This window comes from Pseudacidovorax sp. NFM-22, assembly GCF_021401245.1.
In the GTDB taxonomy this organism is placed as follows: Bacteria; Pseudomonadota; Gammaproteobacteria; order Burkholderiales; family Burkholderiaceae_C; genus Xenophilus.
On record NZ_JACBFY010000002.1, the window covers coordinates 549,724 to 575,860 of the forward strand.

At 72.3% G+C, this 26,137-nt stretch carries 22 protein-coding genes and 1 pseudogene; 11 read left to right on the forward strand and 12 right to left on the reverse strand.

All coding sequences use genetic code 11. From position 1 onward, the window contains the following. The first annotated feature begins 2 nt into the window (after positions 1–2). The 3 genes from L0984_RS08095 to L0984_RS08105 are packed head-to-tail and all read left to right on the forward strand — an operon-like array spanning position 3 to position 3,332. Positions 3–857 (forward strand): branched-chain amino acid ABC transporter permease, encoded by an 855-nt coding sequence (locus L0984_RS08095; protein WP_234193194.1) that lies wholly within the window; start codon positions 3–5, stop codon positions 855–857. Further along, the gene (locus tag L0984_RS08100) at positions 835–2,637 is read left to right on the forward strand and encodes a branched-chain amino acid ABC transporter ATP-binding protein/permease (protein ID WP_234193195.1); all 1,803 of its coding nucleotides are present in this window, start codon (positions 835–837) and stop codon (positions 2,635–2,637) included. Before L0984_RS08095 ends, L0984_RS08100 begins: the two co-directional genes overlap by 23 nt. Then, positions 2,634–3,332 (forward strand): ABC transporter ATP-binding protein, encoded by a 699-nt coding sequence (locus L0984_RS08105; protein WP_234193196.1) that lies wholly within the window; start codon positions 2,634–2,636, stop codon positions 3,330–3,332. The genes L0984_RS08100 and L0984_RS08105 overlap by 4 nt, the downstream gene beginning before the upstream one ends. Before the next feature lie 16 nt (positions 3,333–3,348). On the opposite strand, the gene L0984_RS08110 is transcribed toward L0984_RS08105, so the two are convergent. From L0984_RS08110 to L0984_RS08125, 4 genes are all read right to left on the reverse strand, one after another. Continuing rightward, a complete protein-coding gene (locus L0984_RS08110; RefSeq protein ID WP_234193197.1) occupies positions 3,349–4,155 on the reverse strand; it encodes a hypothetical protein in 807 nt (268 codons plus the stop codon). Between the two features lie 28 nt (positions 4,156–4,183). Next, entirely contained in the window at positions 4,184–6,136 is a 1,953-nt protein-coding gene (locus tag L0984_RS08115; protein ID WP_234193198.1) for an ATP-binding response regulator, read from the reverse strand. Positions 6,137–6,334: 198 nt separating this feature from the next. Beyond that, positions 6,335–7,333, reverse strand: coding sequence for an ABC transporter substrate binding protein (locus tag L0984_RS08120; protein ID WP_234193199.1), 999 nt, complete (start codon positions 7,331–7,333; stop codon positions 6,335–6,337). 121 nt (positions 7,334–7,454) lie between these two features. After that, a complete protein-coding gene (locus tag L0984_RS08125) occupies positions 7,455–9,509 on the reverse strand; it encodes an ATP-binding response regulator (protein ID WP_234193200.1) in 2,055 nt (684 codons plus the stop codon). 99 nt (positions 9,510–9,608) lie between these two features. Here L0984_RS08125 and phnD point away from each other — a divergent pair, with 99 nt between their 5' ends. The 3 genes from phnD to L0984_RS08140 all read left to right on the forward strand — a co-directional run bounded on the left by phnD (position 9,609) and on the right by L0984_RS08140 (position 12,127). Beyond that, a complete protein-coding gene (phnD, locus tag L0984_RS08130; protein ID WP_234193201.1) occupies positions 9,609–10,715 on the forward strand; it encodes a phosphate/phosphite/phosphonate ABC transporter substrate-binding protein in 1,107 nt (368 codons plus the stop codon). Then, entirely contained in the window at positions 10,702–11,748 is a 1,047-nt protein-coding gene (locus L0984_RS08135; RefSeq protein WP_234193202.1) for a phosphate/phosphite/phosphonate ABC transporter substrate-binding protein, read from the forward strand. The genes phnD and L0984_RS08135 overlap by 14 nt, the downstream gene beginning before the upstream one ends. 139 nt (positions 11,749–11,887) lie before the next feature. After that, positions 11,888–12,127, forward strand: coding sequence for a hypothetical protein (locus L0984_RS08140; RefSeq protein WP_234193203.1), 240 nt, complete (start codon positions 11,888–11,890; stop codon positions 12,125–12,127). A gap of 168 nt (positions 12,128–12,295) precedes the next feature. Here the strand turns inward: L0984_RS08140 and L0984_RS08145 are convergent, their stop codons facing one another. From L0984_RS08145 to L0984_RS08155, 3 genes are all read right to left on the reverse strand, one after another. Then, positions 12,296–13,225 carry a substrate binding domain-containing protein gene (locus tag L0984_RS08145; protein ID WP_234193204.1) on the reverse strand — a complete coding sequence of 310 codons (930 nt, stop codon included), beginning with the start codon at positions 13,223–13,225 and terminating at the stop codon, positions 12,296–12,298. 23 nt (positions 13,226–13,248) lie between these two features. Continuing rightward, a complete protein-coding gene (locus tag L0984_RS08150) occupies positions 13,249–14,445 on the reverse strand; it encodes a CaiB/BaiF CoA transferase family protein (protein ID WP_234193205.1) in 1,197 nt (398 codons plus the stop codon). A 218-nt stretch (positions 14,446–14,663) separates the two neighbouring features. Next, a complete protein-coding gene (locus tag L0984_RS08155) occupies positions 14,664–15,869 on the reverse strand; it encodes an MFS transporter (RefSeq protein WP_234193206.1) in 1,206 nt (401 codons plus the stop codon). A gap of 91 nt (positions 15,870–15,960) precedes the next feature. Between L0984_RS08155 and L0984_RS08160 the strand changes: the two genes are divergently transcribed. Both L0984_RS08160 and L0984_RS08165 read left to right on the forward strand, forming a co-directional pair. Continuing rightward, positions 15,961–16,545 carry a TetR/AcrR family transcriptional regulator gene (locus tag L0984_RS08160; RefSeq protein WP_234193207.1) on the forward strand — a complete coding sequence of 195 codons (585 nt, stop codon included), beginning with the start codon at positions 15,961–15,963 and terminating at the stop codon, positions 16,543–16,545. Positions 16,546–16,776: 231 nt separating this feature from the next. Continuing rightward, on the forward strand, positions 16,777–18,978 hold the full coding sequence (locus L0984_RS08165; RefSeq protein WP_234193208.1) for a malate synthase G: 2,202 nt from the start codon (positions 16,777–16,779) through the stop codon (positions 18,976–18,978). Positions 18,979–19,292: 314 nt separating this feature from the next. Here the strand turns inward: L0984_RS08165 and L0984_RS08170 are convergent, their stop codons facing one another. Then, positions 19,293–20,126, reverse strand: a complete 834-nt coding sequence (locus L0984_RS08170; RefSeq protein ID WP_234193209.1) for an ATP-binding protein — start codon at positions 20,124–20,126, stop codon at positions 19,293–19,295. Positions 20,127–20,418: 292 nt separating this feature from the next. Then, positions 20,419–20,799, reverse strand: a pseudogene (locus tag L0984_RS29945) (AlbA family DNA-binding domain-containing protein); the annotation flags it as partial. Between the two features lie 270 nt (positions 20,800–21,069). On the opposite strand from L0984_RS29945, the gene L0984_RS08180 reads away from it, so the two are divergent. Next, on the forward strand, positions 21,070–21,573 hold the full coding sequence (locus tag L0984_RS08180; protein WP_234193211.1) for a hypothetical protein: 504 nt from the start codon (positions 21,070–21,072) through the stop codon (positions 21,571–21,573). 31 nt (positions 21,574–21,604) lie between these two features. Here L0984_RS08180 and L0984_RS08185 read toward each other — a convergent pair whose 3' ends face one another. Together L0984_RS08185 and L0984_RS08190 are read right to left on the reverse strand one after the other, a co-directional pair. Next, entirely contained in the window at positions 21,605–22,417 is an 813-nt protein-coding gene (locus tag L0984_RS08185; RefSeq protein ID WP_234193212.1) for an ABC transporter permease, read from the reverse strand. Between the two features lie 4 nt (positions 22,418–22,421). Further along, the gene (locus tag L0984_RS08190; protein WP_255697238.1) at positions 22,422–23,453 is read right to left on the reverse strand and encodes an ATP-binding cassette domain-containing protein; all 1,032 of its coding nucleotides are present in this window, start codon (positions 23,451–23,453) and stop codon (positions 22,422–22,424) included. Positions 23,454–23,522: 69 nt separating this feature from the next. Between L0984_RS08190 and L0984_RS08195 the strand changes: the two genes are divergently transcribed. Next, positions 23,523–24,851, forward strand: a complete 1,329-nt coding sequence (locus tag L0984_RS08195; protein WP_234193214.1) for a DEAD/DEAH box helicase — start codon at positions 23,523–23,525, stop codon at positions 24,849–24,851. Beyond that, on the forward strand, positions 24,848–25,153 hold the full coding sequence (locus L0984_RS08200) for a hypothetical protein (RefSeq protein ID WP_234193215.1): 306 nt from the start codon (positions 24,848–24,850) through the stop codon (positions 25,151–25,153). The genes L0984_RS08195 and L0984_RS08200 overlap by 4 nt, the downstream gene beginning before the upstream one ends. A 32-nt stretch (positions 25,154–25,185) precedes the next feature. Here L0984_RS08200 and L0984_RS08205 read toward each other — a convergent pair whose 3' ends face one another. Continuing rightward, entirely contained in the window at positions 25,186–26,082 is an 897-nt protein-coding gene (locus L0984_RS08205; protein WP_234193216.1) for a LysR family transcriptional regulator, read from the reverse strand. Positions 26,083–26,137: the final 55 nt, after the last annotated feature.

Here is a 26,137-nt window from a genome sequence, read left to right on the forward strand (position 1 = left end):
CGGTGGACGGCAGCCTGGTCCTCCACGGACTGAACATCGTCTACGAGCTGGCCACGCTGACGCTCACCACGCTGGGGCTGGCCATCGTCTTCGGCCTGCTGGGCGTGATGAACATGGCGCATGGCGAGTTCGTGATGCTCGGCGCCTACTGCGTGGTCACGGTGCAGGGCTGGGGCTGGCCGCTGCCCGCCGCCTTCCCGCTGGCCGTGGTGGTGTGCGGCGCGCTGGGCTGGGCGGTGGAGCGCTGGCTGATCCGCCCGCTGTATGCCCGCCCCTTCGACACGCTGCTGGCCACCTGGGCGCTGGCCATGCTGATGCGCAAGACGGTGGAGGCGATCTGGGGCAAGGGCTACCAGACGCTGGACACGCCACTGGCGCAGCCGATGATGCTGGGCGCCACCGCCTACCCGGCCTACCGCCTGGGCCTGATCGTGCTGGTGGCCCTGCTGCTGGTCGCCATCGGGCTGTGGTGGCGCCGCAGCACGGCCGGCCTGCGCGTGCGCGCCATGACGGGCAACCCGGTGCTGGCGCAGGCGCTGGGCATCGACACGCGCCGCCTGGCCTCGCGCACCTTCGTGGTGGGCGTGGTGCTGGCGGGGGCGGCGGGCGTGCTGCTGGCGCCGCTGGTGCGCGTGGAGCCCGGCATCGGCGTCGACTACCTGCTCGACGCCTTCTTCGTGCTGGTGGTGGGCGGCCTGGGCTCGCTGGGCGGGCTGCTGGGGGGCGTCGGCACCATCGGCGGCACGCAGGCCGTGGTCAGCAGCATCGCCGGCCAGACCAGCGGCTATGCGGTGGTGCTGGTGTTGTCGATCCTCTTCCTGTGGCTCAAACCCGATGGACTCCTTGCTCGCCGCTGACCCGCCCCGCTCCGCCGTCGCCCGCAGGGGGCCGGCCGCGCTCGGTCGCCTGGGCGGCCTCGCGCCCGCCGCCGTGCTGGCCGCCGGCCTGGTGGCACTGCCGCTGGCCGGCAACGACTTCCTGGCCTACCAGGTGGCGCTGTTCCTGATCTACGGCATCGCCACCCAGGGCGTGGCACTGTGCTGGGGCCGGCTGGGCTTCCTGCCGCTGGGCCATGCGCTGTACTTCGGCCTGGGCGCCTACCTGGCCGGTGGCGCGCTCAAGGCCGGGCTCGCGACGCCGGCGGGCGCGGGGGCGCTGGCCGCGGCGCTGCTGCTGCCGGCGCTGCTGGCCTGGGTCGTGGCACGGCTGCTGTTCGCCCGCAGCCTGCGCAGCGGGCCCTACTTCTCGCTCATCACGCTGGCCATGGCCATGCTGGGCAGCCTGGGGGCACTGCAATGGAGCAGCGTCACCGGCGGCTTCAACGGCCTGGGCGACATCCCCGAGCTGCCGGGCCTGGACCGCTTCGGCCACTTCTACTGGCTGGTGGCGACGGCGGCCGTGCTCTCCACCGGCCTGCTGGGGCGGTGGCTGCGGCGGCCGGTCGGCACGCTGTGGTCGGGCATCGCGCAGAGCGAGGACCGGATGCAGCTCTTCGGCTATGCCACCGACCGCATCAAGGCCAAGGCCTATGCGCTGTCGGCGCTGCTGGCCAGCGCGGCCGGCGCGCTGTTCGCGGCGCACCAGGGCATCGTCACGCCGCAGGCGATGGGCTTCGTGCTGTCCACCGAGTTCGTGATCTGGGCCGCGGTGGGCGGCAAGGCCAGCCCGCTGGGCGCCATGCTCGGCGCGGTGGCGGTGGGCTGGCTGTCGTCGGAGCTGCGCGACGCCTTCGCCTACTGGGAGGTGGCGGTGGGGCTGCTGTTCATCGCCGTGGTGCGCTTCCTCCCCGAAGGACTGGCCGGCCTGGCCGCGCGCTGGACCGATCGCTGGCTGGCCCCCGCGCCCGCGCGCCCGGTGGCCGCCGCGCCGGCCGCCGTCCCGGCGGGCGTGCCGGCGCTGCACTTCGACGCGGTGCGCTGCAGCCAGTCGGGGGTGCGCATCCTCGACGGCCTCTCGCTGTCGCTGCAGGGCCCCGGCATCCGGGCCGTGATCGGGCCCAACGGCGCCGGCAAGACCTCGGCCTTCAACGCCATGACCGGCCGCCTGCCGGTGCGCGGCGGCACGGTGCGCCTGGGCGATGCCGACATCACCGGCCTGAACGCCTGGCGCGTGGCGCGGCACGGCGTGGGCCGCAAGCTGCAGATCCCGTCGGTCTTCCCGGGCCTCAGCGTGGCGCAGAACCTGCAGATCGCCCTGTGGGCCGGTCGCCTCACGCCCCGGGCGGCCCTGGGCGCGGCGCCGCTGGGCTGGCACACGCCGCTGCTGCACCGGCTGCTGGCGCGTTTTCCCGAGCTGCAGGCGCAGCAGGCGCTGCCCGCCGGCCAGCTGTCGCAAGGGCAGCGGCAGGCGCTGGAGCTGGTCATGACGCTGCTGCCCGAGCCCCGGCTGGTGCTGCTGGACGAGCCCTGTGCCGGCCTCTCGCCGGCCGAGACCCACCGCATGATCGACGTCATCCGCGAGGCGGTGCATGAACTCGGCGCGGCGGCACTGCTGATCGAACACGACCTGGCCGCCGTGGCCGCCCTGGGCGGCGACGTGCTGGTGCTGCACCAGGGCAGGCTGCTGGCCCACGGACCCATGGCCGCCATCCAGGCCGACCCGGCGGTGCGCGCCGTCTATGCCGGAGCCCGCAAATGAAGAAGCCGCCCGTCCTTAAGTTCAACGACCTGCAGTGCGGCTACGGCGACACGGTGGTGGTGCGCGGCGTGGCCGGCTGCACCGCGCCCGGCCGGGTGCTGGGCATCCTGGGACGCAACGGCGTCGGCAAGAGCACGCTGCTCAAGGCCCTGGCCGGCTTCCTGCCGGTGGCCGGCGGCACGCTGGCATGGGCCGGGCAGGACCTGCGCGCCCTGCCCCCGCATGCGCGGCTGGCGGCCGGCATCGCCTATGCGCCGCAGGAGAACGTGGTGTTCGGCGAACTGAGCGTGGAGGAGAACCTGTGGCTGCACATCGGCCGCCGCCGCGACGCGCGCTACGACGCCCTCTTCGCACGCTTTCCACGGCTGCGCGAGCGCCTGGCGCAACGGGCCGGGGCGCTGAGCGGCGGCGAGCGCAAGCTGCTGTCCTTCGCGCGCACGATGGCCCTGGCGGCGCCGCTCACGATGCTGGACGAACCCACCGAAGGCGTGCAGCCCGAGAACATCGACCGCATGGCGCAGTGCATCCACGAGGCCACGGCCGAGGGCCGCAGCTTCATCGTGGTCGAGCAGAACCTGAGCTTCCTGGAGGCCATCGCCAGCGACGTGCTGGTGCTGGACCACGGCCGCTGCGTGCTGCAGGGCGAGATGCGTGCCCTGGGCCGCGAGGCGCTGGAGGCGCACCTGGTGGTGTGACGGACGCGCGGCGGCTTCAGTCGCCTGGTGCGGGCGGCGGGGTCGGCCCCGCGCGCGCCGCCAGCGCCCGCCCCAGGTCGCCCACCTGCACCTGCTGGCCCTGGTGCGAGAGGCGCGACTGCAGGTCGGCCCAGACGGTGCCGCCCAACTGCTGCCAGCGGCGGCAGAAGGCGTAGTCCTCGCTCAGGTAGCGGCCGCCGCCGGGCTCGGCCATGACGTCGAAGAAGCGGTGGTGCGGCAGGTGCGCATTGGCATGGTCGCCGGGGTCGGGCGTGTAGCGCAGCTCGGGCATGGCCTCGGCCATGCGCTCGAACACGCCGCGCTCGATCAGCATGAAGCCGGTGGGCGCGTCCAGCACCGGCACGAAGCCGTCGGCATCGGCCGTGACCGGCGTGTCGCCCACGTTGAGCGGATAGCGCGCGTAGCGGGCGTCGAAGTCGGCCTGCCGGCTGCCCGCGGGCAGCGCCTGGGGCAGGCCCTGCTGCGGCCAGGCCGAGGTGCGGTAGGGATAGATGCCGGCCACCACCGGCCGTCCGGCCAGCAGCAGGCGCAGCGCCGCCTCGGGCTCGAAGCCGATGTCGGCATCGATCCAGAACAGGTGCGTCCAGCGCGTGTCGGCCATGAACTCGGCCACCAGCCGGTTGCGGGCGCGGGTGATCAGGCTGTCGCCGTCGAGCAGCCGCGTCTGCATGGCGAAGCCGTGCTGCCAGGCCAGGTTGGCCAGCCCGAGCAGGCTGCGCGCATACAGGCTGCCCACCTGCGCGCCATGGCAGGGCGTGGCGATGAAGGGGCGGATGCGGCTCAGCTCGCTGGGGTCGCGCATGCGGTCGGCTCCTCGTCGGATGGGGGCGTCATTTCAAGGTCGCCAGCAGGGCGCGCAGACGGGCGGGTGCCACGGGCTTGGTCAGCACGGTCGCGCCCGCGGCGCGCAGCCGCTGCAGGGCCTGCGGCCCCGTGGCGCCCGAGATGACCACCGCCAGCGCATCGGGCTGCAGCCGGCGCGCGGCGGCCAGCACGTCCAGGCCGTCCTCGCCCTCGGCCAGTTGCAGGTCGCACAGCACCAGGTCGAAGCGCTCGCCCGGCGCGCCGAGGCAGGCGACGGCGTCGCGCGCGCTGGCCAGGCAGACGGCCTCGCAGCCCCACTGGGCCAGCAGCTCGGCCGTGGCGATGCGGATGTGCGCGTCGTCGTCCACCAGCAGGCAGCGCAGGCCGGCAAGCGACGGTTCTCCGGGCGGCACCGAGGCGGCGGGCACGGGCGCGGCCTGCGGGGCGGCCTGGGCCTGCGGCAGGGCCAGCGAGAAGGTGCTGCCGCAGCCCAGCGCCGAGTTCAGGCCGATGCGGCTGCCCAGCAGCGTGGCCAGTCGGGCGCAGATGGCCAGCCCCAGGCCGAAGCCCTGGCGCCGGTCGCGCTCCACGTTGGCCACCTGGTAGAACTCCTCGAAGATGCGCTGCTGGTGGATGGGCGCGATGCCCACGCCCCGGTCGCGCACCTCGATACGCACCCGGTCGCCCCCGCGCCGCCGCGCCGTGACCAGCACGGTGCCGCCCGGCGGTGAATGGCGGATGGCATTGGCCACCAGGTTGCCGACCACGCGCTGGAGCATGCCGCCGTCGCTGCGCACGGCCAGCCCGCGGGCCCGCCACGCCACGCGCACGCGGGCGGCCGCTGCGTGGGCCGCATGCTGCGCGGCCAGCGCATCGAACAGCGGCGCCAGCGGCAGGTCGACCACCTCGGGCGTGAGCACGCGCGCGTCCAGGCGCGAGATCTCCAGCAGGTCGTCCAGCAGCAGGCTCATGAAGGCCGTGCTCTCCTGCAGCCGCAGCAGGGCGGGCCGCTGGGTCTCGGCCGCGCCGGTGAGCAGGCCGTCGATGAACAGGCCCATGGCATGCAGCGGCTGGCGCAGGTCGTGGCTGGCGGCGGCCAGGAAGCGCGAGCGCGACAGCGCGGCCTGCTCGGCCTCGGTCATGCGCTCCAGGGCCACGGCCGTGGCCTCGCGCACACGCTCGTCGCTGGCCTGCTTGTGGCGCTGCAGCTGCTCGGCCATGCGGTTGACGTCGTCGGCCAGGGTGGCGAACTCGTGCAGGGGCCGGCCGCGCCGCGGCGTGCGCCCGGCGATGGCACAGCGGGCGTCGAACTGGCCGGCCTGCAGGGCCGCGACGGTCTGCGTCACGCGGCGCAGCGGCCGGGCGATGTCGCGCGCCATGTGCCGCACCGCCAGCCAGGCGCCGCCCAGCGCCAGCAGGCCGATGCCGATGCCGGTCAGCAGCGACTGGATGCGGGCGCGGCGCAGCTGCGTGGTGTCGCGCAGAGCGACCACGCTGCCGATGGCCTGGTCGCCGGCCGTGGTGACGCCCGGCGGCGCGAAGGCCATGGTGCGCGAGGCCTCGCGCAGCAGCACGGGTGCGGTGAAGCTGCGCAGGCGGTCCGGGTGGGTGGCATCGGCGCCGGCGGCCACCACATGGATGCCGGCGCCATTGCTGATCTCCACCCGGCTGGCCTGGCCGCCGCGCAGCGCGGCCTGCGCCACGCTCTGCAGCGCGGCCACGTCGCCGGCATAGAGGCTGAGGTCCGACATGGCGGCGACCTGCCGCGCGATGGCCCGCCCCTCGGCCGCGAACACGTCGTCCAGCATCGCCAGCCGGCTGTGGGTGAGCCAGCCGGTGAGCAGCAGCGCCACCACCGCGCAGGGCAGCAGCCCCAGCCGCACCAGGTCGCGCTGCAGGCTGCCGCGCACCACGAGCAGCCGGCCGGATGCCGTGTCAGCCGGCCGCGGATCGCCGCCGGCGAGGGAGCCCACGATCATTTCAACGGTCCACCGCGCCGAACACCCGCGCACCCTCAATGGTCAGAAGGCCGCGGAGCAGGCCACGCCAGAGCACCCGAGGAACTGGCTTCGTCCTGTCCTGAGCTTTGCCGAAGGGCAGGCCTCTGGGTGCGCCCCCCCTCCAAGCCGAAGGCGCCAGAGAGGGGGGGAGCCGCGCAGCGGCATGGGGGGGTGCTCTCATCGCTGCCCGGCCATTCGTTCAGTCAACGCCTGCTCCGTCGGGACCCCCAGCCCGAGGCTGCGGGCCACGTTGGGATTGACCCGGGCCACCGCCGGCGAGGCGCTCTCGACCACGGGCACGGGCGTGACACCGCCCGCCGCAGCCAGCCGCCGGCCCATGGCCTGGGCCTGGCGCGCCAGCAGCGCCGGGGTGGAGACGGCCGCCGCCAGCGCGCCCGATCGCACGATGCCTTCGTTGCTGCCGAACACGGGCACGCCCGCGCTGGCGCCGGCATGCAGTACCGCCAGGGTGGCGGCCTGGCTGCTGCCGATGGCGTCGGGCAGCACCAGCAGGGCCTCGCAGCGCGGCAGCACGGCGCGCAGGGCGCCGGCCAGCGACAGCGCATCGGGCGCCTGCTCCACCTGCAGCGACCATTCGCCGCCGGCCGCGGCGCGCTGCAGTTCGCGCAGCATGGGCTCGGATTCGGCCGTGGCCACCAGGCCCAGGCGGCGGCGCCCGGGCAGCACGGCGTCGATCAGCGCCAGCTGGTCGGCGAAGGAGGGCTCGCGCAGCAGCACGCCGATTCGCCGGCCCGGCATGCGCAAGGCCGGCAAGGGGCGCAGGCCCTCGTAGTCCAGCCGGCTGAGCATGGCCAGCAGCAGCGGCTCGCTGCCGCCGCGGTCCAGCGCCGCACGGGCCGCCGCGGCGCCCACGGCGACGGTCAGGCGCTCGGGCATGGCGGTGGGCCGCAGGCTGCGGGTGCGCACGCCGGCATTGGCGGCGGTGCGCTCGTCTTCGGCCTCGGCCGGCTCCGGCGCCGCGCCCGCCGGCAGGCGCAGCAGTTCGGCCGAAGGCTGGGCCACGCGCAGCTCGCGGGCGAATTCGGCATGGCCGGGCGCGTCGTCGGCCAGCAGCACCGTCCAGCCGGCCGCATGCGCCGGCCCCAGGCTGGCGAGCAGGGCCAGGCCCAGCAGGGCGGACCGCAGGCGCTGGCGGAAGGGGGGGCAGACGGGCATGGAGGGGGCAGGAACGGGCGGCCACCGACTGTACGAAGCCCCCGCCCCGAGGGCGATAAGGCGGAGGGACTAGCGAGGCCGGCTGCCGGCGCCGCAGGCGGCCGGCGCTATATCCGATGGCCTACACCGCTCGCGCAGGCGGGCCGCCCGGCGCGATGCCGCGCGCCACCACCTGGGCCTGGATCGCCTGGCGCAGCAGCCGGGGCGACACCGGCTTGTAGAGCACGGCCACGCCGGCCGAGGCGACTTCGCGCAGGCGCTCGGGCTTGGTCTCGCCGGTGACCAGCAGGCAGGCGGTGTCGTCGCCGATGCCCTTGGGATGCCGGCGCAGCGCCTCCAGCACCGCCAGGCCGTTGTCGCCGGCACGCAGCAGCAGGTCGCTGACCACCACGTCGGGCGGCGCCTCCCAGGCGTCGGCCAGGGCCAGGGCCTCTTCGCGCCCCTGCGCGGCCATCACGGTGGCGCCGCTGGCGCCCAGCACCACCTGCAGGCCTTCGAGGATGCCCGCCTCGTCGTCGATGACCAGGATGCGCAGGCCGTCCAGCCGCACGTCGCCGGACGGCGCCGAGAGGGTGAGCGGCTGGGTGATCGTGGCGGCCGGGCGCACCACGGCATGGGCCGGCGGATGCGCCGCCCGCAGCAGCAGCCGCACGCGCGTGCCGTGGCCGGGCACCGAATGCAACTCGGCCCGGGTGTTGAGCAGCCGCGCCAGCCGCTGCACCGTGGCCAGGCCCAGGCCCATGCCGCGGGTGCCGCGCGACTGCTGCGGATCGACCTGGTAGAACTCCTCGAACACGCGCGACTGGTGCTCGGGCGCGATGCCGATGCCGGTGTCCCACACCTCCACCCGCACCGAGCGGCCGCGCCGCCGCGCCGCCAGCAGCACGCCGCCGCCGGGCGTGTGGCGCAGCGAGTTGGAGACCAGGTTCGACAGCACGCGCGTGAGCATCACCTGGTCGCAGCGCACCCACAGGTCGGTCTTGCGCACCACCAGGCGCAGCTCCTGCTGCTCGGCCACGGGGCGGAAGTTGCGGCTGATCTCGTCGAACACCGCATCCAGCGGAAAGTCGGCCCACTGGGGCTGCAGCACGCCGGCGTCCAGCTGCGACAGGTTCAGCAGCTCCAGGAAGAGCCGGTCCAGCGAATCCACGCACTCGCGGATGTGGGCGATGCGCTGCAGCTTGCCCGCGTCGGTCTCGCCATTGGCCAGGCCGTCGGCGAAGAGCGTGAGCGCATGCAGCGGCTGGCGCAGGTCGTGGCTGGCGGCGGCCAGCAGCCGGGTCTTGGCCTGGCTGGCCACTTCGAGCTGGGCGTTCTTGCGGGCCAGCTCGGCCGTGGCCGTTTCGATGCGGCTCTGCAGCAGCCGGCGGCCCTCGGCCAGGGCATGGGCGGTGGCGTTGAAGCCGTGCTGCAGCCGTCGCACCTCGGCCGCGCCCTCGATGGCGACATGGGCCTCCTCGCCCGCGCCCAGCCGGTCGACGGCGCGCGCCAGGCGGCGGATGGGCGCGCTGATGCGCCGCGCCGCCCAGCCGGCCGCCAGGGCCACGCCCGCCAGGCTGGCGCCCAGGGCCAGCAGCACGTTGAGCCAGACGGCCCGCCGGGCACTGCCGACGGCGTCCAGGCTCATCTCCACCATGACCTGCCCGCCCGAGCCGTGGCCCTCCGAGGCCGGCACCGGCACCACGGCGCGCAGGCCGGCACCGCGCGCGCGGTCCTGCGTCTCGGCATTGGCCAGGATCTCGCCGTCGTCCGACCACACCTGCACCTGCTGCACATGCGGCTGGGCGATGCCCGACTGCGCCAGCCGCAGCAGGGCGCGGCGGTCCAGTTGCGCCAGCGGCGCCTGCGCGGCGGTGGCCAGCTGCAGGCCCACGGTCTGGGCATTCGCCCGCACCAGCTCGGTCATGCCGTCCAGGTACTGGCGCATCAGCACGCCGATGGCCCCCAGCATGGCCAGGGTGGCCGGCAGCACGGCCAGCAGCACCATCTGCTGGCCCAGCGACAGCCGCGCCAGCGAGAAACGCGCCCCGCGCCCCTGCCGCGGCGGCGGTGGCGCGCTGGCGGCGGGGCCGGTGTGCGCCGCCGGCACGGGCCGCGCCGCGGCGGCCCGGGGCGGACCGTCGGCGGCTTCGGCGGCCGTGCGCAGGGGCGGGGAACGGCCCGGCAGGGCGCTCATGTGAGAAACGTCACAGAAAAAACGTCGAATGTTTTCTAATTGTGAATTGTCTGCAGTTGCACCACGACTGCGCATTCGCTCTAACCCGTTCAGTCAGCCATGCCCGCGCCCACCGCCGCCGCCCGTCCCGACTGCCCGCCCCTAAGGCGCCCCCGGCGCCGTTGCCTTGCCGCCGGCGGCGCCCTGAGGCGGGCCGCGGAGGCGCTGGCGGCGCTGTGGATCGGACTGGCCGCCAGCCTGTCGGCCGCGCAGCCGGTGCTGCCCCCGACTGCGCCGGCGCCGGCGGCCGCACCGGTGCGCTTCGGCATCCTGCCGCTGGGCGGCGCCTTCGAGTCGCGCAACGACTGGGAGCCGCTGCTGGCGGACATGGGCCGCGCCATCGGACGGCCGGTGACGGTGCTGTCGGTGACCTCGTACGAAGCGCTGGATCAGGCCATCCAGCGCGGCGAGGTGGACATCGCCTTCCTCTCGGGCCGCATGGCGCTGGACGCCGTGACGCTGCGCCAGATGCGCGTGCTGGCGCAGGTGACGCGCCACGACGGCCTGCCCGGCTACCGCGCGCTGCTGCTGGTGCGCGAGGGCGGGCCCCTGCCCTCGCTGGAGGCGCTGCTGGCCGAGCCCGAGCGCTGGCGCCTGGCGCGCGGCGAGCCGCGCTCGGTGTCGGGCTACATCGTGCCGCAGCTGCAGCTCTTCCTGCCCAACCGCATCGCCATGGAGCGCTTCCGCAGCGAGACCGTGGGCACCCACCAGGCCACCGCCCTGGCCGTGGCCAACGGCGATGCCGACGTGGCCACCAACAACACGGCGGATTTCGAGCGCTTCCGCCTGCAGTTCCCGGCCGAGGCGCGGCGGCTGCGGGTTATCTGGGAATCCGACCTGATCCCGCATGCGCAGATCGTCATGCGCAACAGCTACCCGCCCGCGCTGCGGGGCCAGGTGCAGGCCTTCCTGGTGGCCTACGGCAAGGCGCCCGGCGCGCGCGGCGAGGCGCAGCGGGCGGTGCTCAAGTCCCTGCACGACCTGGCGGGCTTCCTGCCGGCGGACAACAGCTCGCTGGTGCCGGCCGCCCGCCTGGCCTACCAGCTGGCGCGCCAGAACGCCATGACCGCGCAATGGGTGAACGAGGAAGCCCGGCAGGCACGGCTGCAGCGGCTGGACGCGACCTTCGCCGAACAGATGGCCGCCCTGCGCGATGACGGGCGCTGAAGGCCGCCGCCGGCTGCTGGCCGGTGCCCTCGCCCTGGGCGCCGGCGCGGCATGGGCGTCGGCGCTCGCGGCCGGTGCGCGGCCCGGCGGCGAGCGCGCCGGTGCGCCCCCCGCCCTGGTGTTCGGCCTGCTGCCGATGGGCGACGCGGTCGAGAGCCGCCGCCGCTGGGAGCCGCTGCTGCTGGCCATCGCCTCGGCCCTGCGGCGACCGGTGACGGTGTTCAGCGCCTTCCAGTACGACACGCTGGACCGCGCCCTGCAGCACGGCCGCATCGACTTCGCGCTGCTGTCCGGCAAGATGGCGCTGGACGCCGTCACGAGCGGCCCGATGCAGGTGCTGGCCCAGGTGCGCCGTCGGCGCGACCCGCGGCAGGTGGAGCACCGGGCGCTGCTGCTGGGGCGCCTGAACGGCGGTCCGGCCTCGCTGGACGCCGTGCTGCAGAACCCGGAGCGCTGGCACATCGCGCGCGGCGACCGGCGCTCGGTGTCGGGCTTCATCGTGCCGCAGTCGGAGCTCTTCCTGCCGCATGGCATCGACATCGAGACCAGCTTCAAGGCCGAGACGGTGGGCAACCACCAGGACAACGCCCTGGCCGTGGCCAATGGCGATGCCGACGTGGCCACCACCAACAGCACGGATTTCGAGCGCTTCCAGGCCCTGTTTCCCACCGAGGCGGGGCGACTGCAGGTGCTGTGGACGTCGCTGCCCACCCCGCCCGCGCAGATCGTCGTGCGGCGCGACCTGCCGGCCGAGCAGCAGGCCGGGCTGCGCAACCTGCTGCTGGACTACGGCCGCGCGCCCGGCGCGGACGCGGAGCGGGCGGTGCTGCGCTCGCTGCAGGCCGACCTGGGCTACGAACCCGCCGACGACAGCGCGCTGCTGGAGGCCGCGCGCATGCAGCGCGACCTGGCGCTGCGCCATGCCCGCCTGGCGCAATGGGTGAGCGAGGACGCGCGGCAGGGCCGCATCGCGCGGGTGGAGCGGGAGTACCAGGCACAGGTCCGGCGCCTGGGCAACGCTGCCCGCGACTGAGCGGCCCGTTCCCTGCCGCCCGCGCCTGAGCCGGCCTACAGCGGCTGGCCGGGGCGTCCTACCGCGGCGCCGGGCCGCTGCGCCACCATCGGGGCCGAAGAGCGGCGCGACCGCGTCCGCCAAAGCAAGAGACCGCCCCATGAGCAACGCTCCCACCGAAAAGCCCGATCCCGCTGGCGATGGCCAGACCCGCACCAAGCAGAGCCACGGCCACGCGCCGCGCATGCCGCACGAGCGCGACCAGTCCGCCGACAGCCAGGAGGCGCGCGACGGCCAGCCCACCGAGCGCGGCAAGCGCGCCCTGGACGACCTGGAAAGCGGCCGCAAGGACACCGACCGCGGCCAGGCGGCGGACGAGGCGTACCAGAAGCAGAAGTAGGCGGTCGCCCGCCCCTTCCCCGGGCGTCCACTCCCCTCTGCCCTCGCGGGAGAGGGGCCGGGGGAGAGGGGGCGCCAGCCCCTTGACGGCGCCAATCACCCGCCCAACGCTGCAGCCCCCTCTCCCCCACCCTCTCCCGCAAGGGGAGAGGGAGTCAAGCCGATCACCTCAGCCCACGCGGCCCCAGTAGTCGGCCCGGCCGTACTGCGCCTTGAGGAAGTCCAGCCACAGCCGCACGCGCAGCGGCAGATGCCGGCGCTCGGGGAACACGGCATAGATGCCGTTCGGTGGCGCCGCGAATTCGTCGAGCACCGGCGCCAGCAGGCCGGCGTCGATCTCCGCCTCCACCTCCCAGGTGCTGCGCCAGGCGATGCCCAGGCCTGCCAGGCACCAGTCGTGCAGCACCTGGCCGTCGGTGCAGTCCAGCGGGCCTGAGGGCTTCAGGTGCACCACCTCCACGCCCTCGCCATCCTGCCGCGGCACCTGGAAGGCCCAGCCGCGCGTCTGCGACGCATCGCTGCTGAGCGTGAGGCAATCGAAGCGCGCCAGGTCCGACGGATGCCGCGGCACGCCGTTCCGGCGCAGGTAGGCCGGCGTGGCCACGCAGCGGCGGCGGTTGTCGCCCAGGCGCATGCTCACCAGCGAGGAATCGGGCAGGTCGCCCACGCGCACCGCGCAATCGAAATGCTCGCCCGCCAGGTCGATGACCCGGTCGCTGAGGTTGAGCGACACGGTCACCTCAGGATGCAGTTCGCGAAAGCGCGGCACCAGCGGCGCCACATGGCGGCGGCCGAAGCCGGCCGGCGCCGTCACGCGCAGGTGACCGCTGGCCTTGACGCCCCCCGCGCTCACGCTGGCCTCGGCATTGGCCACTTCGGCCAGCAGGCGCTGGCAATCTTCCAGAAAGGCGCTGCCCTCGTGCGTGAGCGTGAGGCGGCGCGTGGTGCGCAAAAGCAGCTTGACGCCGAGGCGCTCCTCCAGCGCATCGAGTCGCCGGCCGATGATGGCGGCGGCCACGCCCTCGGCCTTGGCCGCCGCCGTGAGGCTGCCGCGCGTGGCGACGGCGACGAAGGTCTCCATCTGCTTGAGGCGGTCCATGGCGGGCCTCCGGGCGTTGGGTCTCAGCTCGCGGCCGCGGCGCCTGCGGCCAGCATGGCCTCGATCTGCGCCTCGGCGTAGCCGGCGGCGCGCAGCAGCTCGCGGGTGTGCTCGCCGATGGCGGGCGGCTGCAGGCGCAGCGGCGGACGCACGCCGTCGATCGTCAACGGCAGCAGGGGCACCTGGGCCATGTGGCCGTCGTTCATGCGCACCGGCGCCAGGCCGCCGCTGGCCACCAGGTGCGGGTCCTCGAAGAGTTCGTGCGGCCGGGCGATGGGCGCGAAGGGCAGCGCATGCTGCTCGAACAGCGCGGCCAGCTCGGCGGCGCTGCGGCCGGCCAGGCGCTCGCGCAGGATCGGCATCATCCAGCTGCGGGCGCGCACGCGGTCGTTGTTGGTGGCGAGGCGGGTGTCGGCCAGCAGGTCGTCGAGCCCGCAGGCGCGGCAGAAGACGGGCCACTGCTTGTCGCTCACCACGGCCAGGAAGATCTGCTGCCCGTCCTTCACCGTGAAGACGTCGTAGATGCCCCAGGAGGAGATGCGCGCCGGCATCGGGTCGGCGGCGACGCCGGTGGCGGCGTACTGCAGCATGTGCTGGGCGACCAGGAAGATGTTGTTCTCGAACAGCGCCGACTGCACCTCGCCGCCCTCGCCCGTCTGCTCGCGCCGGCGCAGCGCGGCCATGGCGCCGATGGCGCCGAAGAGGCCGCCCATGATGTCGTTGACGCTGCTGCCCGCGCGCAGCGGATCACCGGGACGGCCGGTCATGTAGGCCAGGCCGCCCATCATCTGCACCGTCTCGTCGAGCGCGGTGCGGTTCTCGTAGGGGCCGGGCAAAAAGCCCTTGTGGCTCACGTAGATGAGGCGCGGGTTGTCGCGGCGCAGCGTCTCGTAGTCCAGGCCCAGTTTTTTCATCGTGCCGGGGCGGAAGTTCTCGCTCACGATGTCGGCCGTGGCGACGAGGCGCCGCGCGGCCTCCAGGCCCTCGGGCGTCTTCAGGTCCAGCGCCACGCTCTTCTTGTTGCGGTTGAAGGCCGGGTAGAAGCCGGCGCCGGCGCCGAGCAGGCGGCGGGTGTCGTCGCCGGCCACCGGCTCGACCTTGATGACCTCGGCCCCCAGGTCGCCCAGCAGCAGGCCGCAGGTCGGGCCCATGACCATGTGGGTGAACTCGACGACCCGGATCCCGGTGTAGGGCAAGGGCTGTGGGGCGGTGTCGCTCATGCGGTCGTTCCTGGTCCAACACGGCGCAGCGCGTCGGCGGCAGCGGAGCGGGCGGCCTTGGCCCGTGGCACGCCATCGCCTGTGTCGATGGGGTGGATGGGCACCTGGCCGGGGTTCATGCGCGCTCCGAAAAACCGCCGATGTTATCGGCGCTCAGCGGCCGGGAGCGGGGCTCGCAGGCCCGCGCCGGGCGTGGGGCCTCCTGCTGCGGCCCGGGGTCAGGTCCGCTCGTGCGTCGTCTTCCATGCCAGCAACGCCAGCGTCACCAGCACGAGGCCGTAGCCCAGCGTGGTGGCATGCAGGCCGAAGGTGCCCACGGCCAGGCCCGCCAGGATCGCTGGCACGCTGAAGGCCAGGTAGCTCAGCACGAAGAAGCTGGACATGAGACCGGCCCGCTCGTGAGGCGTCGCCACCGGCACCAGGCTGCGCACGGCCGCATTGAAGCTGGCGCCGAAGCCCATGCCCGCCACCACCGTGCCCCCGAAGAAGGGCACGGCCTGCTGCGCGTGCACGCCGAACAGGGTGACGGCGAGGCCCACGGCCAGCAATGCGGCGCTGGCGCGCAGCACGCGACGCGCGGGCCGCTGGCGAACCACGTACATCGCGGCGGCCCCCGTCAGCACCAACGTGGCAATGAGCACGCCGCCGGCCAGCGGCGTGGCCCGGCCTGTCACGAGCCGTGCCAGGGTCGGCCCCAGCGACAGGTAGAAGCCGCCCAGCGCCCATCCGGCGGTGTTGAGCGGCATGAGCCGCAGGACCAGCGCGCGGGCAGGCCGCGGCACGTGCGCGCGCGGCACCATCGAGGCCCAGGCCCCCGGCCGCGGCGTCACGGTGTCCGGCAGGCGCAGCGCCAGCAGCGCCTGGAGCACCAGCGCGACGAGGAGCACCTCGTAGACCAGGTGCATGGGCTCGGGCGCGAACTGGACCAGCGCACTGGCGCCCAGCGCGCCCACCGCCATGCCGATCATGGGGGAGAGGCTGTTGAACAGCGCGCCGCGGACCGGGTTCAAGTCGAGCAGCATCGCACTCATCACGCTCGTGGCCATGCCGGTGGCAATGCCCTGCAACACGCGGGCGGCGATCAGCCAGCCCACCGACCCGGCCTGCCAGAAGAGCGCGACGGCCCCGATCTCCAGCACCAGCGCGGCCAGGATCACGGTACGCCGACCCAGGTGGTCCGACAGCGCGCCGAAGACGAGCAGGGCCGCGAGCAGCGCGAATGCGTAGCTGGAGAACACCACGGTGAGCACCAGCGCCGAGAAGCCCCACGCCTCCCGATACAGCGCATACAGCGGCGAGGGCGCGCTCGACGCGGCAAGGAAGGTGATGACCAGTGCCACGACCAGTGCGAAGGCAGCGCGCGACGGAAGGCGGCGAGCGGGGGCCGGGGCCGGGGCCGACGGGGCAAGAGCGGGGGCAGGCATCGAAAAGCTCCTTTAACGCAAAATCTTTGCGTTTGCGGATTGTGCGCGCCACGACTCATTAACGCAAATTCTTTGCGTTAATATCGGCACCATGGCTTCGTCGATCCCTGGCAACCGCACCGCACCCCGCCCCGGCGGCCGCAGCGCGCGCGTGCAGGAGGCGGTGCACCGTGCCACGCGCGAGCTCACCGCGGAACATGGCCGCGAGGCGCTCACCGTTCCGATGGTGGCCGCACGCGCGGGGGTCACGCCATCGACCATCTATCGCCGCTGGGGTGACCTCGCCCAACTGCTGGCCGATGTCTCGGTCGAGCGCATGCGGCCCGAGGGCGAACCGGCCGACACCGGCTCGCTGCGGGGCGACCTGCTGGCCTGGGCCGAGCAGTACAACGAGGAGATGTCCTCGCAGCCCGGCCGCGGCATGCTGCGCGATGTGCTGTCCGCGCAGTCGCCGGAGGCGCCCCCGTCCTGCCGGTGCGCGAGCTTCCTCGCGATGCAAATCGGGGTGCTGCTGGCCCGTGCCCAGGCGCGCGGCGTGGCCACGCCACCCGTCGAGCGCGTGATGGACAGGCTGGTGGCGCCGCTGCTCTTTCGGCTGCTCTTCACGGCCGAGCCTGCCGGCGCCCAAGACATCGAAGGCTGGATCGACGCCAGTCTGGCCGCTCCTTCAGCCTGAAGTCGCGGCGTCCGGGCCAGAGCGGCGTGTGAATCCACCGGTCCAATGCCGCGTACCGGTGCGTCGATTACCTTCATTCCTGTCACGAATCAACGCCTCATCCGGCGATTAATCTGCGGCCCTGTCTCTAATACAGTGGAGTCTGAGCGTTGGCCGCATGCTTGTGCGTTGACGCCGACCGCCCGCCCCCGTGCAACCCTTTCGCGGCCTGGCCGCACCCCGAGAACACGCATGACCGAACGCACCACCGTCCACCGACTGCAAGTCGCCACCGAACTGCACCGCTTCATCGAGTCGCAGGTGCTGCCCGCCGCCGGCCTGCAGCCCGCCGCCTTCTGGCAGGGCTTCGACGCCATCGTGGCCGACCTGGCGCCCAAGAACGCCGCGCTGCTGGCCGAGCGCGACCGTCTCCAGACGGAGATGGACGCCTGGCACAAGGCCCACCCCGGGCCCATCGCCGACATGCCGGCCTACCGCGCCCACCTGGAAAAGATCGGCTACCTGCTGCCGCAGCCCAAGGGCGTCAAGGCCACCACCGCCAACGTCGATGCCGAGCTGGCCCTGCAGGCCGGCCCGCAGCTGGTGGTGCCCATCCTGAACGCGCGCTACGCGCTCAACGCCGCCAACGCGCGCTGGGGCTCGCTGTACGACGCGCTGTACGGCACCGACGCCATCTCCGAAGCCGATGGCGCGGAGAAGGGCAAGGGCTACAACCCGGTGCGCGGCGCCAAGGTCATCGCCTTCGCCCGCGAGGTGCTCGACCAGGCCGCGCCGCTGGTCAACGGCTCGCACAAGGACGCCACCGGCTACAGCGTGAAGGACGGCCAGCTCGTCATCGCCCTGCACAGCAGCAGCACGCACCTGAAGGACCCGTCGGCCTTCGTCGGCTACCAGGGCGATGCCGCCAGCCCCTCGTCGGTGCTGCTCAAGCACAACGGCATCCACCTCGACATCCAGATCGACCGCAGCACGCCCATCGGCAAGACCGACCCGGCCGGCGTGGCCGACGTGGTGCTGGAATCGGCCCTGTCCACCATCCTCGACCTGGAAGACTCGGTGGCCGTGGTCGATGCCGAGGACAAGGTGCTGGCGTACAGCAACTGGCTCGGCATCCAGCAGGGCACGCTGACCGAGGAAGTGGCCAAGGGCGGCAAGAGCTTCACCCGCCGCCTGAACCCGGACCGCGTCTACACCGCGCCCGACGGCCAAGGCCAGGTCACGCTGCACGGCCGCTCGCTCATGTTCGTGCGCAACGTGGGCCACCTGATGACCAACCCGGCCATCCTGTGGGGCTCCTCCGAAAGTCTCCAGGAGATTCCCGAGGGCATCATGGACGCGGTCGTCACCACCGCCATCGCCATGGTCGACCTTCAGGGCAAGGGCCAGAACGGCATCCGCAACTCGCGCACCGGCAGCATCTACATCGTCAAGCCGAAGATGCATGGCCCGGCCGAAGTGGCCTTCGCCAACGAGCTGTTCGGCCGCGTCGAGCAATTGCTGGGCCTGCCGGCCAACACCGTCAAGTTGGGCATCATGGACGAGGAGCGCCGCACCAGCGTGAACCTGCAGGCCTGCATCGCCGCCGCGCCCGCACGCGTGGCCTTCATCAACACCGGCTTCCTGGACCGCACCGGCGACGAGATGCACACCGCCATGCAGGGCGGCCCGATGCTGCGCAAGGGCGACATCAAGGGCACCAAGTGGATCGCCGCCTACGAACGCAACAACGTGCTCACCGGCCTCAACTGCGGCCTGCGCGGCAAGGCCCAGATCGGCAAGGGCATGTGGGCCATGCCCGACCTGATGGCCGACATGCTCAAGCAGAAGATCGGCCACCCCAAGGCCGGTGCCAACACGGCCTGGGTGCCCTCGCCCACCGCCGCCACGCTGCATGCGCTGCACTACCACCAGGTCAGCGTGGCCGATGTGCAGAAGGAGCTGGAGAAGATCGACGCCGAGGCCGAGCGCGACGCCATCCTGAACGACCTGCTGCAGGTGCCGATCACCGCCACGCCCAACTGGACGGACACCGAGAAGCAGCAGGAGCTGGACAACAACGTGCAGGGCATCCTGGGCTACGTGGTGCGCTGGATCGACCAGGGCGTGGGCTGCTCCAAGGTGCCCGACATCCACGACGTGGGCCTGATGGAAGACCGTGCCACGCTGCGCATCAGCAGCCAGCACATCGCCAACTGGCTGCTGCACGGCGTGGTCACGAAGGAGCAGGTCAACGCCACCTTCGAGCGCATGGCCGCGGTGGTGGACCAGCAGAACGCCGGCGACCCGCTCTACAAGCCCATGGCCGGCCACTTCGACACCTCCTTCGCCTACAAGGCGGCGCAGGACCTGGTGTTCAAGGGCGTCGAGCAGCCGAGCGGCTACACCGAGCCGCTGCTGCATGCGTGGCGGTTGAAGGTGAAGGCGGCCGGCTGAGCCTCCTCACGCCAGCAAAGACGGCGCCGCGGGGCGCCGTTTTCTTTGGGGCCGCCCGATCACAGGGCGCCACGATAATGAGGCACAAGCTAAGCCATTGATTTGAAAATACTTTTTCAACAACGGCAGTTCATTATCCGAAGCCAGAAATAATGAACGGGCTGTCTGTCGAAGGGCCGCGCGCGCTCCTGGTCGCTGGCCCCTACGACGCCCACCGGTCGCAAGAGACGCCGCCAAACGCCCTCGCGGGCCTGGGCCGTTCCAGATAATGGGAACGCAGCCATCCCATTGACCCACAACGGCTTTCCTGGTTTTCAACCGTCTTTATCGAGACCCAGAAATAATGAATCGGGCCCCTTGTCAGGCCCGACGTGTTCAGGCTTGGTATAGCTGGCCTGCTGCCGGGAGGCCGCCGGCAACGCCACCAGCACACCCTGGGCTACCCACTGACGCAACTGCCTCGAAGCGCCCAGTGTGTCCAGCCCCGAAATCGCGCGCAGCTTGCTGTTGGTGAGCGGCCCTTCGCGGTCGATCCAGTCGCTGACTTGGACCCACAAGGGCGGACGCTCTTCGTTCAGCAGTGTCACGAGCAAGGTCGGCACCGCACCATCGAGTTGCTCCCGATACAGCGGCTCATAGAGGTTGGCATGCGCCATCTGTGCAAACATCATGGGCACGCCTTCGCCGGCATCGACATTGGGCGGGTTCGGAAACTCGCGCAGGTGGCGCGCCAGCAGGCTGTTGCGGGGAACGGACCCCGTCTTATCGATGGTGGCGGGCGTCAGGTTGCCGGGCAGGCGGCCTGGACTTTCGATTTCGACCCGGTCGTCGAAGATGCGCACGTGGATGTCGCGATTGAGCCGGTAGTCGCGGTGCACCACCGCGTTGGTGATGGCCTCCTTGATCACGCGCTCCGGAAAGCGATAACGCGTCCTGAAGCCCGAGCCCTCCATCGTCAGCCCAACCGCCAAGCGCTCGAGCACAAAAGCCTGGGCCTGTGCAATCTGCTCGACCAGCGGGCCGGTGATGGTCCGAGGTGGCAGCAGAAGATTGGGAACCTCCCCGCGCTGAACGGCCCGGCCACTTGTAGTGGAAGACGCGAATGTCCGCGCGCCGGCCTTCGACGGCCAGCAAAGCGCCCGGCTCATCGGCGAAAAGCAGGACCGCTGCCAGCAAGGGCGTCGGGTCACCCTCTGCGTTCGGCAAGGCGAGCCCAAGCCGGGGCAGCCGCGATGCAGGATCCATCTCGGTCAGCCCTCGCGTCACACAGTAGCTGCGCCAGGCCCGAGTGTTCAACAGCGACAGTGCAACCGGCATGGGCAGGGTTTCCGCGCTTTTCACGCCACGCTGGTAGAACAGGTCTGCGATCTCGGGGGCGCTCAACTCGCGATTGCTGGCGTCCATCCGCGTCCATGTGCCGTCGCCCACCACGCTGTGGACCTGATCGCTTTTTTCCACGCGCAGGATCACGATATGCCCCGGTTGCCCGTTGTGCAGCGTGCAGGGCAGGCGCATCCACTGCAGGCGGGTGATCGGGGGGGTGAAGCGGTTCAGCAACTCGCGGCGAAAGTCGTCGAAACCCTCTGGGTTCTCTTCGATGCCGAACAGCCGGCTCTGCACCTTGCTGCCTCCCTTGGCTGCCTTGGCATCGCCCACACCGATGACCAGCAGGCCACCCTCGCTGTTCGCGAATGCGCACACGGCTTCGTACATCCGGTTCTGCTTGCCGCTGATCCGCTTGAAGTCGAGGCTGCGGCTTTCGGGCGCGGCGAGCAAGGCCTGTATGCGTTCTTCAGCTTGGGCGGGGGAGACTTCGATCATGGGCAGCGGTCGATTCTGCCCGTGCCCGGGTAGACGTGAAGCTGCGCGGACGCCGGAATGTCCGCGTCATCACGTCCTCCACGGGACGCTGCCTTTTCGCGCGCCGTCCTGGGCCCGGCTCCTACGCGGCGGTGGGCACGCACCCACCCAGCAAGAGGCTGGCGCGCCTAGCTTGAAGGCTGTTCCGAAGCCAAGGCCGGCATGTTGCCGGGCGACTTGGGAACCGGCATCGGCACCCGGTGACGACCATCCCATCCAAGGAGACCCCTCATGCAAGACACACGCATTTCGTTCCGCCCCCTTCGTCCGATGCTGATCGCCGCCGCCCTGTGCGGCGCCAGCCTGGCCTTCGCCCAGACGTCCTCGTCGGGCAACATGGGCAGCAGCGGCAGCTCGTGGGGCGGCAGCACGATGCAGCAGTCCGGCAGCAGCGCCGGCGGCAGTTCCACCACGGGGCGCACGAGCAACCGCGACGATGACCGGCGCAAGGGCAGCAGCAGCGGTGCCTCGGGCGCGCACGCCGGCACCACCGGCGGAGCGGGCAACAGCAGCGGCGACCTGGGCAACCGCGGGGGCAAGGGTCCCTCGGGCACGGGCACTGGCGGCCCCGGCGGCCGAGGCAGTGGTTCGGGCTCGGGCGGCGCGGGGACCGGCTCCAGCACGGGCGGCATGGGATCGGGCAGCACGGGCTCTGGAAGCTCCGGTACCTCGGGCTCGGGAAGCATGGGCTCCGGCTCGGGTACCGGCGGAACCTCGGGCGGCACCAGCCGCTGAGGAAGCGGGCGGGGGCGCAATGCCCCCCGGCTCAACTGCGGAAGCGCCGGCGCGTGAGGCCCAGTGCCAGCCAGAAGGCCGCGATGCCATACACGGCCAGCACGCCCAGGTGCAGCAGCGGCTGCGTCGGCCATTGGTCCATGAACAGTGGCCGCACCAGCGCCACCACATTGGCCAGCGGCAGCCAGGCCGCCACCGCGCGCACCACCTCCGGCAGTTGTTCCAACGGGAAGAACACGCCCGAGAGGAACATCATGGGCGTCATGAACAGCGTGAAGTAGTAGGTAAAGAAGTCGTAGCCCTTGGCCAGCGCATTGAAGATCAGCGCGATGGACGAGAACACGATGCCCGCTCCCGCCAGGATCACCCAGGCCACCAGCAGCTTGGGGCTGTGGCTGATGCCCAGGCCCAGCATCACCAGCAGGATGGCCGTGACCGTGAAGACCGACTTGAACCCCGCCCACAGCATCTCGGCGAAGACCACATCGTCCAGCCCCACCGGTGCATTCATGATGCCGTCCCAGGTCTTCTGCACATGCATGCGCGAGAAGGCCGAATACAGCGCCTCGAAGCTGGCCGCATTCATCGCGCTCATGCAGATGGAGCCACTGGCCAGGAACAGGATGTAGGGCACCGCCGTGCCGCCCACCTTCACCTGCCCCACCAGCGCACCCATGCCGTAGCCGAAGGCCACCAGCCAGATCAGTGGCTCGGCGATGTTGCCGATCAGGCTGGGCACGGCCAGCTTGCGCCACACCAGCAGATTGCGCAGGAAGACCGGCCACCAGCGGCGCGTGACGGCTGGCGGGGACCACACCGAAGGCATGTTCGTGTTCTCGGTCATGGGATCAGCCGCCTTCCCGGATCTGTCGACCCGTGAGCTTGAGGAACAGGTCCTCCAGGTTCGCCGGCCGGTGGAAGGTGCGCAGGCCCTCGTGCGCGCCCAGCGCGTCCAGCAGCGGCCGCGCATCGCGGGTGTAGAAGAACACGGTCTCGCCGCTCAGCTCGGTGCGCTGCGCCAGTGCACGCAACGCGGGCGACTCGGCCAGCGCCTGGGCGGAGCCGGCGCTGCCCTGCCCGTAGACCTCGACCACATGCGGCTCCAGGTGCTCGGCGATCAGCTCGCGCGGACGACCCTCAGCGATCTTGCGGCCATGGTCCACCACCAGCAGGCGGTGGCACAGGCGCTCGGCCTCGTCCATGAAATGGGTGGTCAGCAGGATCGACTTGCCCTGCTGCAGAAGGGTCTGCAGCCGCTCCCACATCAGGTGGCGGGCCTGCGGGTCGAGGCCGGTGGTGGGCTCGTCCAGGATCAGCAGCCGGGGGTCGTTGACCAGCGCCCGGGCCAGCGACAGCCGCCGGCGCATGCCGCCCGACAGCTCGCCGGGCTTGGCATCGGCCTTGTGCGACAGGGCCGCGAAGTCCAGCAGCGTCGGCACGCGCGGCGCGAAGTCACGCCGCGAGAAGCCGAAGTAGCGCGCGTACACCACCAGGTTCTCGGCGCAGCTGAAGTCCGGGTCCAGCGAGTCGTACTGCGCCACCACGCCCAGTTGCGCCTTGATGGCGCGGGCGTCGCGCGGCATGTGCAGGCCGCCCAGCGCCTCGATCTCGCCGGCATCGGGCGCGGTGAGGCCCAGGCACATGCGGATGGTGGTGGTCTTGCCGGCGCCGTTGGGCCCGATCACGCCCAGGCATTCGCCGGGCGCGATCTCGAAGCTCAGGTCGTCGACGACGGTGGCCTCGCCATAGCGCTTGCGCAGGTGGCGGACCTGCAGCAGCGGCGCGGCCGAGGCAGCGGTGGAAGGGGGCAGATCGACAGGCACGCGGCATTGTGGCAAAGGCCCATGGCGCCGCCGCCCACACGGCGCCTTGGCCGACATGCCCGCAGGCCGAGCCCGAAGGCGGACAATCCGCAGCCCTTCCTCGGCGCTCTTCCGGCCTTTCGCATCGTGTCCTCCTCCCCCACCTACGCCGACCTGGGCCTGCGCCCCGAACTCCTGCAGGCCACGGCCGAACAGGGCTATGCCATCCCCACGCCCATCCAGGCCCTGGCCATTCCGGTGGTGCTGCAGGGCCGCGACCTGCGCGCCATGGCCCACACCGGCTCGGGCAAGACGGCCGCCTTCGTGCTGCCGCTGCTGCAGCGCTGGCACGAGGCACCGCGCCACCGCTCGCGCCGCGCCCTGCACACGCTGGTGCTGGTGCCCACGCGCGAGCTGGCGGCCCAAGTGGCCGACACCGTGGCCCAGCTGGCCGCGCCCCTGCCCGAGCGGCCGAAGGTGGTGCGCGCCATCGGCGGCGTCTCGATCAACCCACAGCTGATGGCCCTGCGCGGCGGTGCCGACCAGGTGATCGGCACGCCGGGCCGCGTGCTCGACCTGGCGCGGCACAACGCGCTGCGCCTTTCGGACTGCGCCGTGCTGGTGCTGGACGAGGCCGACCGGCTGCTGGACCTGGGCTTCGCCGACGAGCTGCAGGCCATCCTCGACGAGCTGCCGGCGCAGCGGCAGAACCTGCTCTTCTCCGCCACCTTCGCCCCGCGCACCGTGCAACTGGCAGATGCGCTGCTGCGCGATCCTGTCGCCGTGACGGCGCCCGCGCCCGTGGCCGAGCTGCCGCAGATCGCGCAGCGCGCCATCGCGGTGGACGAGAGCCGGCGCACCGCGCTGCTGCGCCACCTGATCGCCACCGAGGGCTGGCCGCAGGTGCTGGTGTTCGTGGCCACCAAGCATGCCTGCGAGACCGTGGCGGACAAGCTGCGCAAGGGCGGCCTCGCGGCCGAGCCGCTGCACGGCATGCTGGGCCAGGGCAAGCGCACGCAGGTGCTGGCCGACTTCAAGGCCGGGCGGCTGCAGGTGCTGGTGGCCACCGACCTGGCGGCGCGCGGCATCGACATCGCGCAACTGCCGGCGGTGGTCAACCACGACCTGGCCCGCTCGCCCACCGACCATGTGCACCGCATCGGCCGCACGGGCCGCGCGGGCGCGAGCGGCGTGGCCCTGAGCTTCGTGCCCGCCGCAGCCGAGGCGCACTTCCGCCTGATCGAGAAGCGCCAGGGCCTGCGCGTGCCGCGCGAGCAGATCGCGGGCTTCGAGCCGCAGGAAGCCGCGCCGGCCGATGCGCCGGCGGCCGGTGGCGGCATCAAGGGCAAGCGGCCGAACAAGAAGGACAAGCTGCGCGCCGCGGCAGCCAAGGCGGCCGGCGGCTCTCCCGCGGCCGCAGCGGCGGCCACCGCTGCGCCCTCGGCGCCCTCTGCGTCCGAGGACACGCAGCCATGACGCTGGACTACCTGCTCTTCGACCACAGCGACGGCGGCGACGACAGCAGCCTGTTCGAGGCCCTGGCCACCGTCGGCCCCGAGCGCGAGGCCGCGGTGCGCGCCGAGATCGAGGCGGTGATGGCCTGGGCCGCACGCCGCTTCCGCGGCCGGCGCGGCCCCGTGGAGGAAGGCGGCGACTGGGACGCCGACCTGGAAGAGCGGCAGGAAGGGCCGGCGCTGCGCAGCTTCCACCTGTCGATCACGAGCAGCGCCGCCTTTGCGGAAGCCTTTCTGGCGGCGTTCGGCGACGCGGTGAGCTGAGGGGCCCGGCGGTGACGCCGCCGGTCAGTGCTTCAGAGCCGAAGGCCCTCGAACGTCTTCTTCATCCAGGCGACGAAGGCCCGGGTGCGCGCCGGCAGGTGGCGCGCATGCGGATAGATCACGCTCACCGGCCGCGGTGCGGACTCGAAGTCTTCCAACACCCTCTGCAGGCGCCCGTCCCGCACATGGCCCAGCACCTGGTAGGAGAAGAAGCGGCCGAATCCCATGCCTGCGGCGCAGGCCTCCACGGCCGGTGCGATGTGGTTGAAGGCCAGCCGCACGTCCAGCGGCACCTGCAGCGGCGTGCGCCGGCCCGGTTGGTCGAAGGACCAGTGGGGCGCACCGTCGAGCTGGCCGCGCACGGCCGGCGCGCCCGCCAGATCGCGCGGCTGCTGCGGCAGCCCGCGCTCGCGCAGCAGCGCGGGGCTGGCCACCACCACGCGACGGATGGTGCCGAGTTGCTGCGCCACCAGTGACGAGTCCTCCAGCGGGCTGATGCGGATGCCCACGTCGATGCCTTCTTCCACCAGGTTCACCGGCCGGTCGTGCAGCAGCACGCGGCAGCGCACCTGAGGATGCGCGCGCATGAAGCCCATGATGGCCGGCGCGACGTACATGTGGCCGAACAACACCGGCGCCGTGACCGTGAGCTGCCCGGCCGGCGTGCCCGCCTCCTGGCTCAGCAGGCGGTCCGCGGCATCGGCAGCCGCCAGCACCTCGCGCGCACTGTCGAGGTAGTGGCGGCCATCCTCGGTGAGGGCAATGCGCCGCGTGCTGCGCTGGAAGAGGCGCACACCCAGGTGCGCCTCCAGCGCCGCCAGCGTGCGCACCACCGCGGGCAGCGAGCTGCCCAGTACTTCCGCGGCACGCGTCAGGCTGCCCTGCTCCGCGATGCGCACGAACACCTGCATGGCCTTGAGTCGATCCATGTGGCGATTACACCGGAAATCGGAGCAGTGTCATCCAGGCTTTCGCATTGATCCG

Coding starts and splice junctions, on each gene's coding strand:
- L0984_RS08190 (WP_255697238.1), bottom strand. CDS start 23,453: ATGTCGGCCAAGGCGCCGTGTGGGCGGCGGCGCCATGGGCCTTTGCCA.
- L0984_RS08105 (WP_234193196.1), top strand. CDS start 2,634: ATGAAGAAGCCGCCCGTCCTTAAGTTCAACGACCTGCAGTGCGGCTAC.
- L0984_RS08125 (WP_234193200.1), bottom strand. CDS start 9,509: ATGAGCGCCCTGCCGGGCCGTTCCCCGCCCCTGCGCACGGCCGCCGAA.
- L0984_RS08180 (WP_234193211.1), top strand. CDS start 21,070: ATGCAAGACACACGCATTTCGTTCCGCCCCCTTCGTCCGATGCTGATC.
- L0984_RS08135 (WP_234193202.1), top strand. CDS start 10,702: ATGACGGGCGCTGAAGGCCGCCGCCGGCTGCTGGCCGGTGCCCTCGCC.
- L0984_RS08150 (WP_234193205.1), bottom strand. CDS start 14,445: ATGAGCGACACCGCCCCACAGCCCTTGCCCTACACCGGGATCCGGGTC.
- L0984_RS08200 (WP_234193215.1), top strand. CDS start 24,848: ATGACGCTGGACTACCTGCTCTTCGACCACAGCGACGGCGGCGACGAC.
- L0984_RS08100 (WP_234193195.1), top strand. CDS start 835: ATGGACTCCTTGCTCGCCGCTGACCCGCCCCGCTCCGCCGTCGCCCGC.
- phnD (WP_234193201.1), top strand. CDS start 9,609: ATGCCCGCGCCCACCGCCGCCGCCCGTCCCGACTGCCCGCCCCTAAGG.
- L0984_RS08120 (WP_234193199.1), bottom strand. CDS start 7,333: ATGCCCGTCTGCCCCCCCTTCCGCCAGCGCCTGCGGTCCGCCCTGCTG.
- L0984_RS08155 (WP_234193206.1), bottom strand. CDS start 15,869: ATGCCTGCCCCCGCTCTTGCCCCGTCGGCCCCGGCCCCGGCCCCCGCT.
- L0984_RS08170 (WP_234193209.1), bottom strand. CDS start 20,126: ATGAGCCGGGCGCTTTGCTGGCCGTCGAAGGCCGGCGCGCGGACATTC.
- L0984_RS08115 (WP_234193198.1), bottom strand. CDS start 6,136: ATGATCGTGGGCTCCCTCGCCGGCGGCGATCCGCGGCCGGCTGACACG.
- L0984_RS08205 (WP_234193216.1), bottom strand. CDS start 26,082: ATGGATCGACTCAAGGCCATGCAGGTGTTCGTGCGCATCGCGGAGCAG.
- L0984_RS08165 (WP_234193208.1), top strand. CDS start 16,777: ATGACCGAACGCACCACCGTCCACCGACTGCAAGTCGCCACCGAACTG.
- L0984_RS08160 (WP_234193207.1), top strand. CDS start 15,961: ATGGCTTCGTCGATCCCTGGCAACCGCACCGCACCCCGCCCCGGCGGC.
- L0984_RS08140 (WP_234193203.1), top strand. CDS start 11,888: ATGAGCAACGCTCCCACCGAAAAGCCCGATCCCGCTGGCGATGGCCAG.
- L0984_RS08145 (WP_234193204.1), bottom strand. CDS start 13,225: ATGGACCGCCTCAAGCAGATGGAGACCTTCGTCGCCGTCGCCACGCGC.
- L0984_RS08110 (WP_234193197.1), bottom strand. CDS start 4,155: ATGCGCGACCCCAGCGAGCTGAGCCGCATCCGCCCCTTCATCGCCACG.
- L0984_RS08185 (WP_234193212.1), bottom strand. CDS start 22,417: ATGACCGAGAACACGAACATGCCTTCGGTGTGGTCCCCGCCAGCCGTC.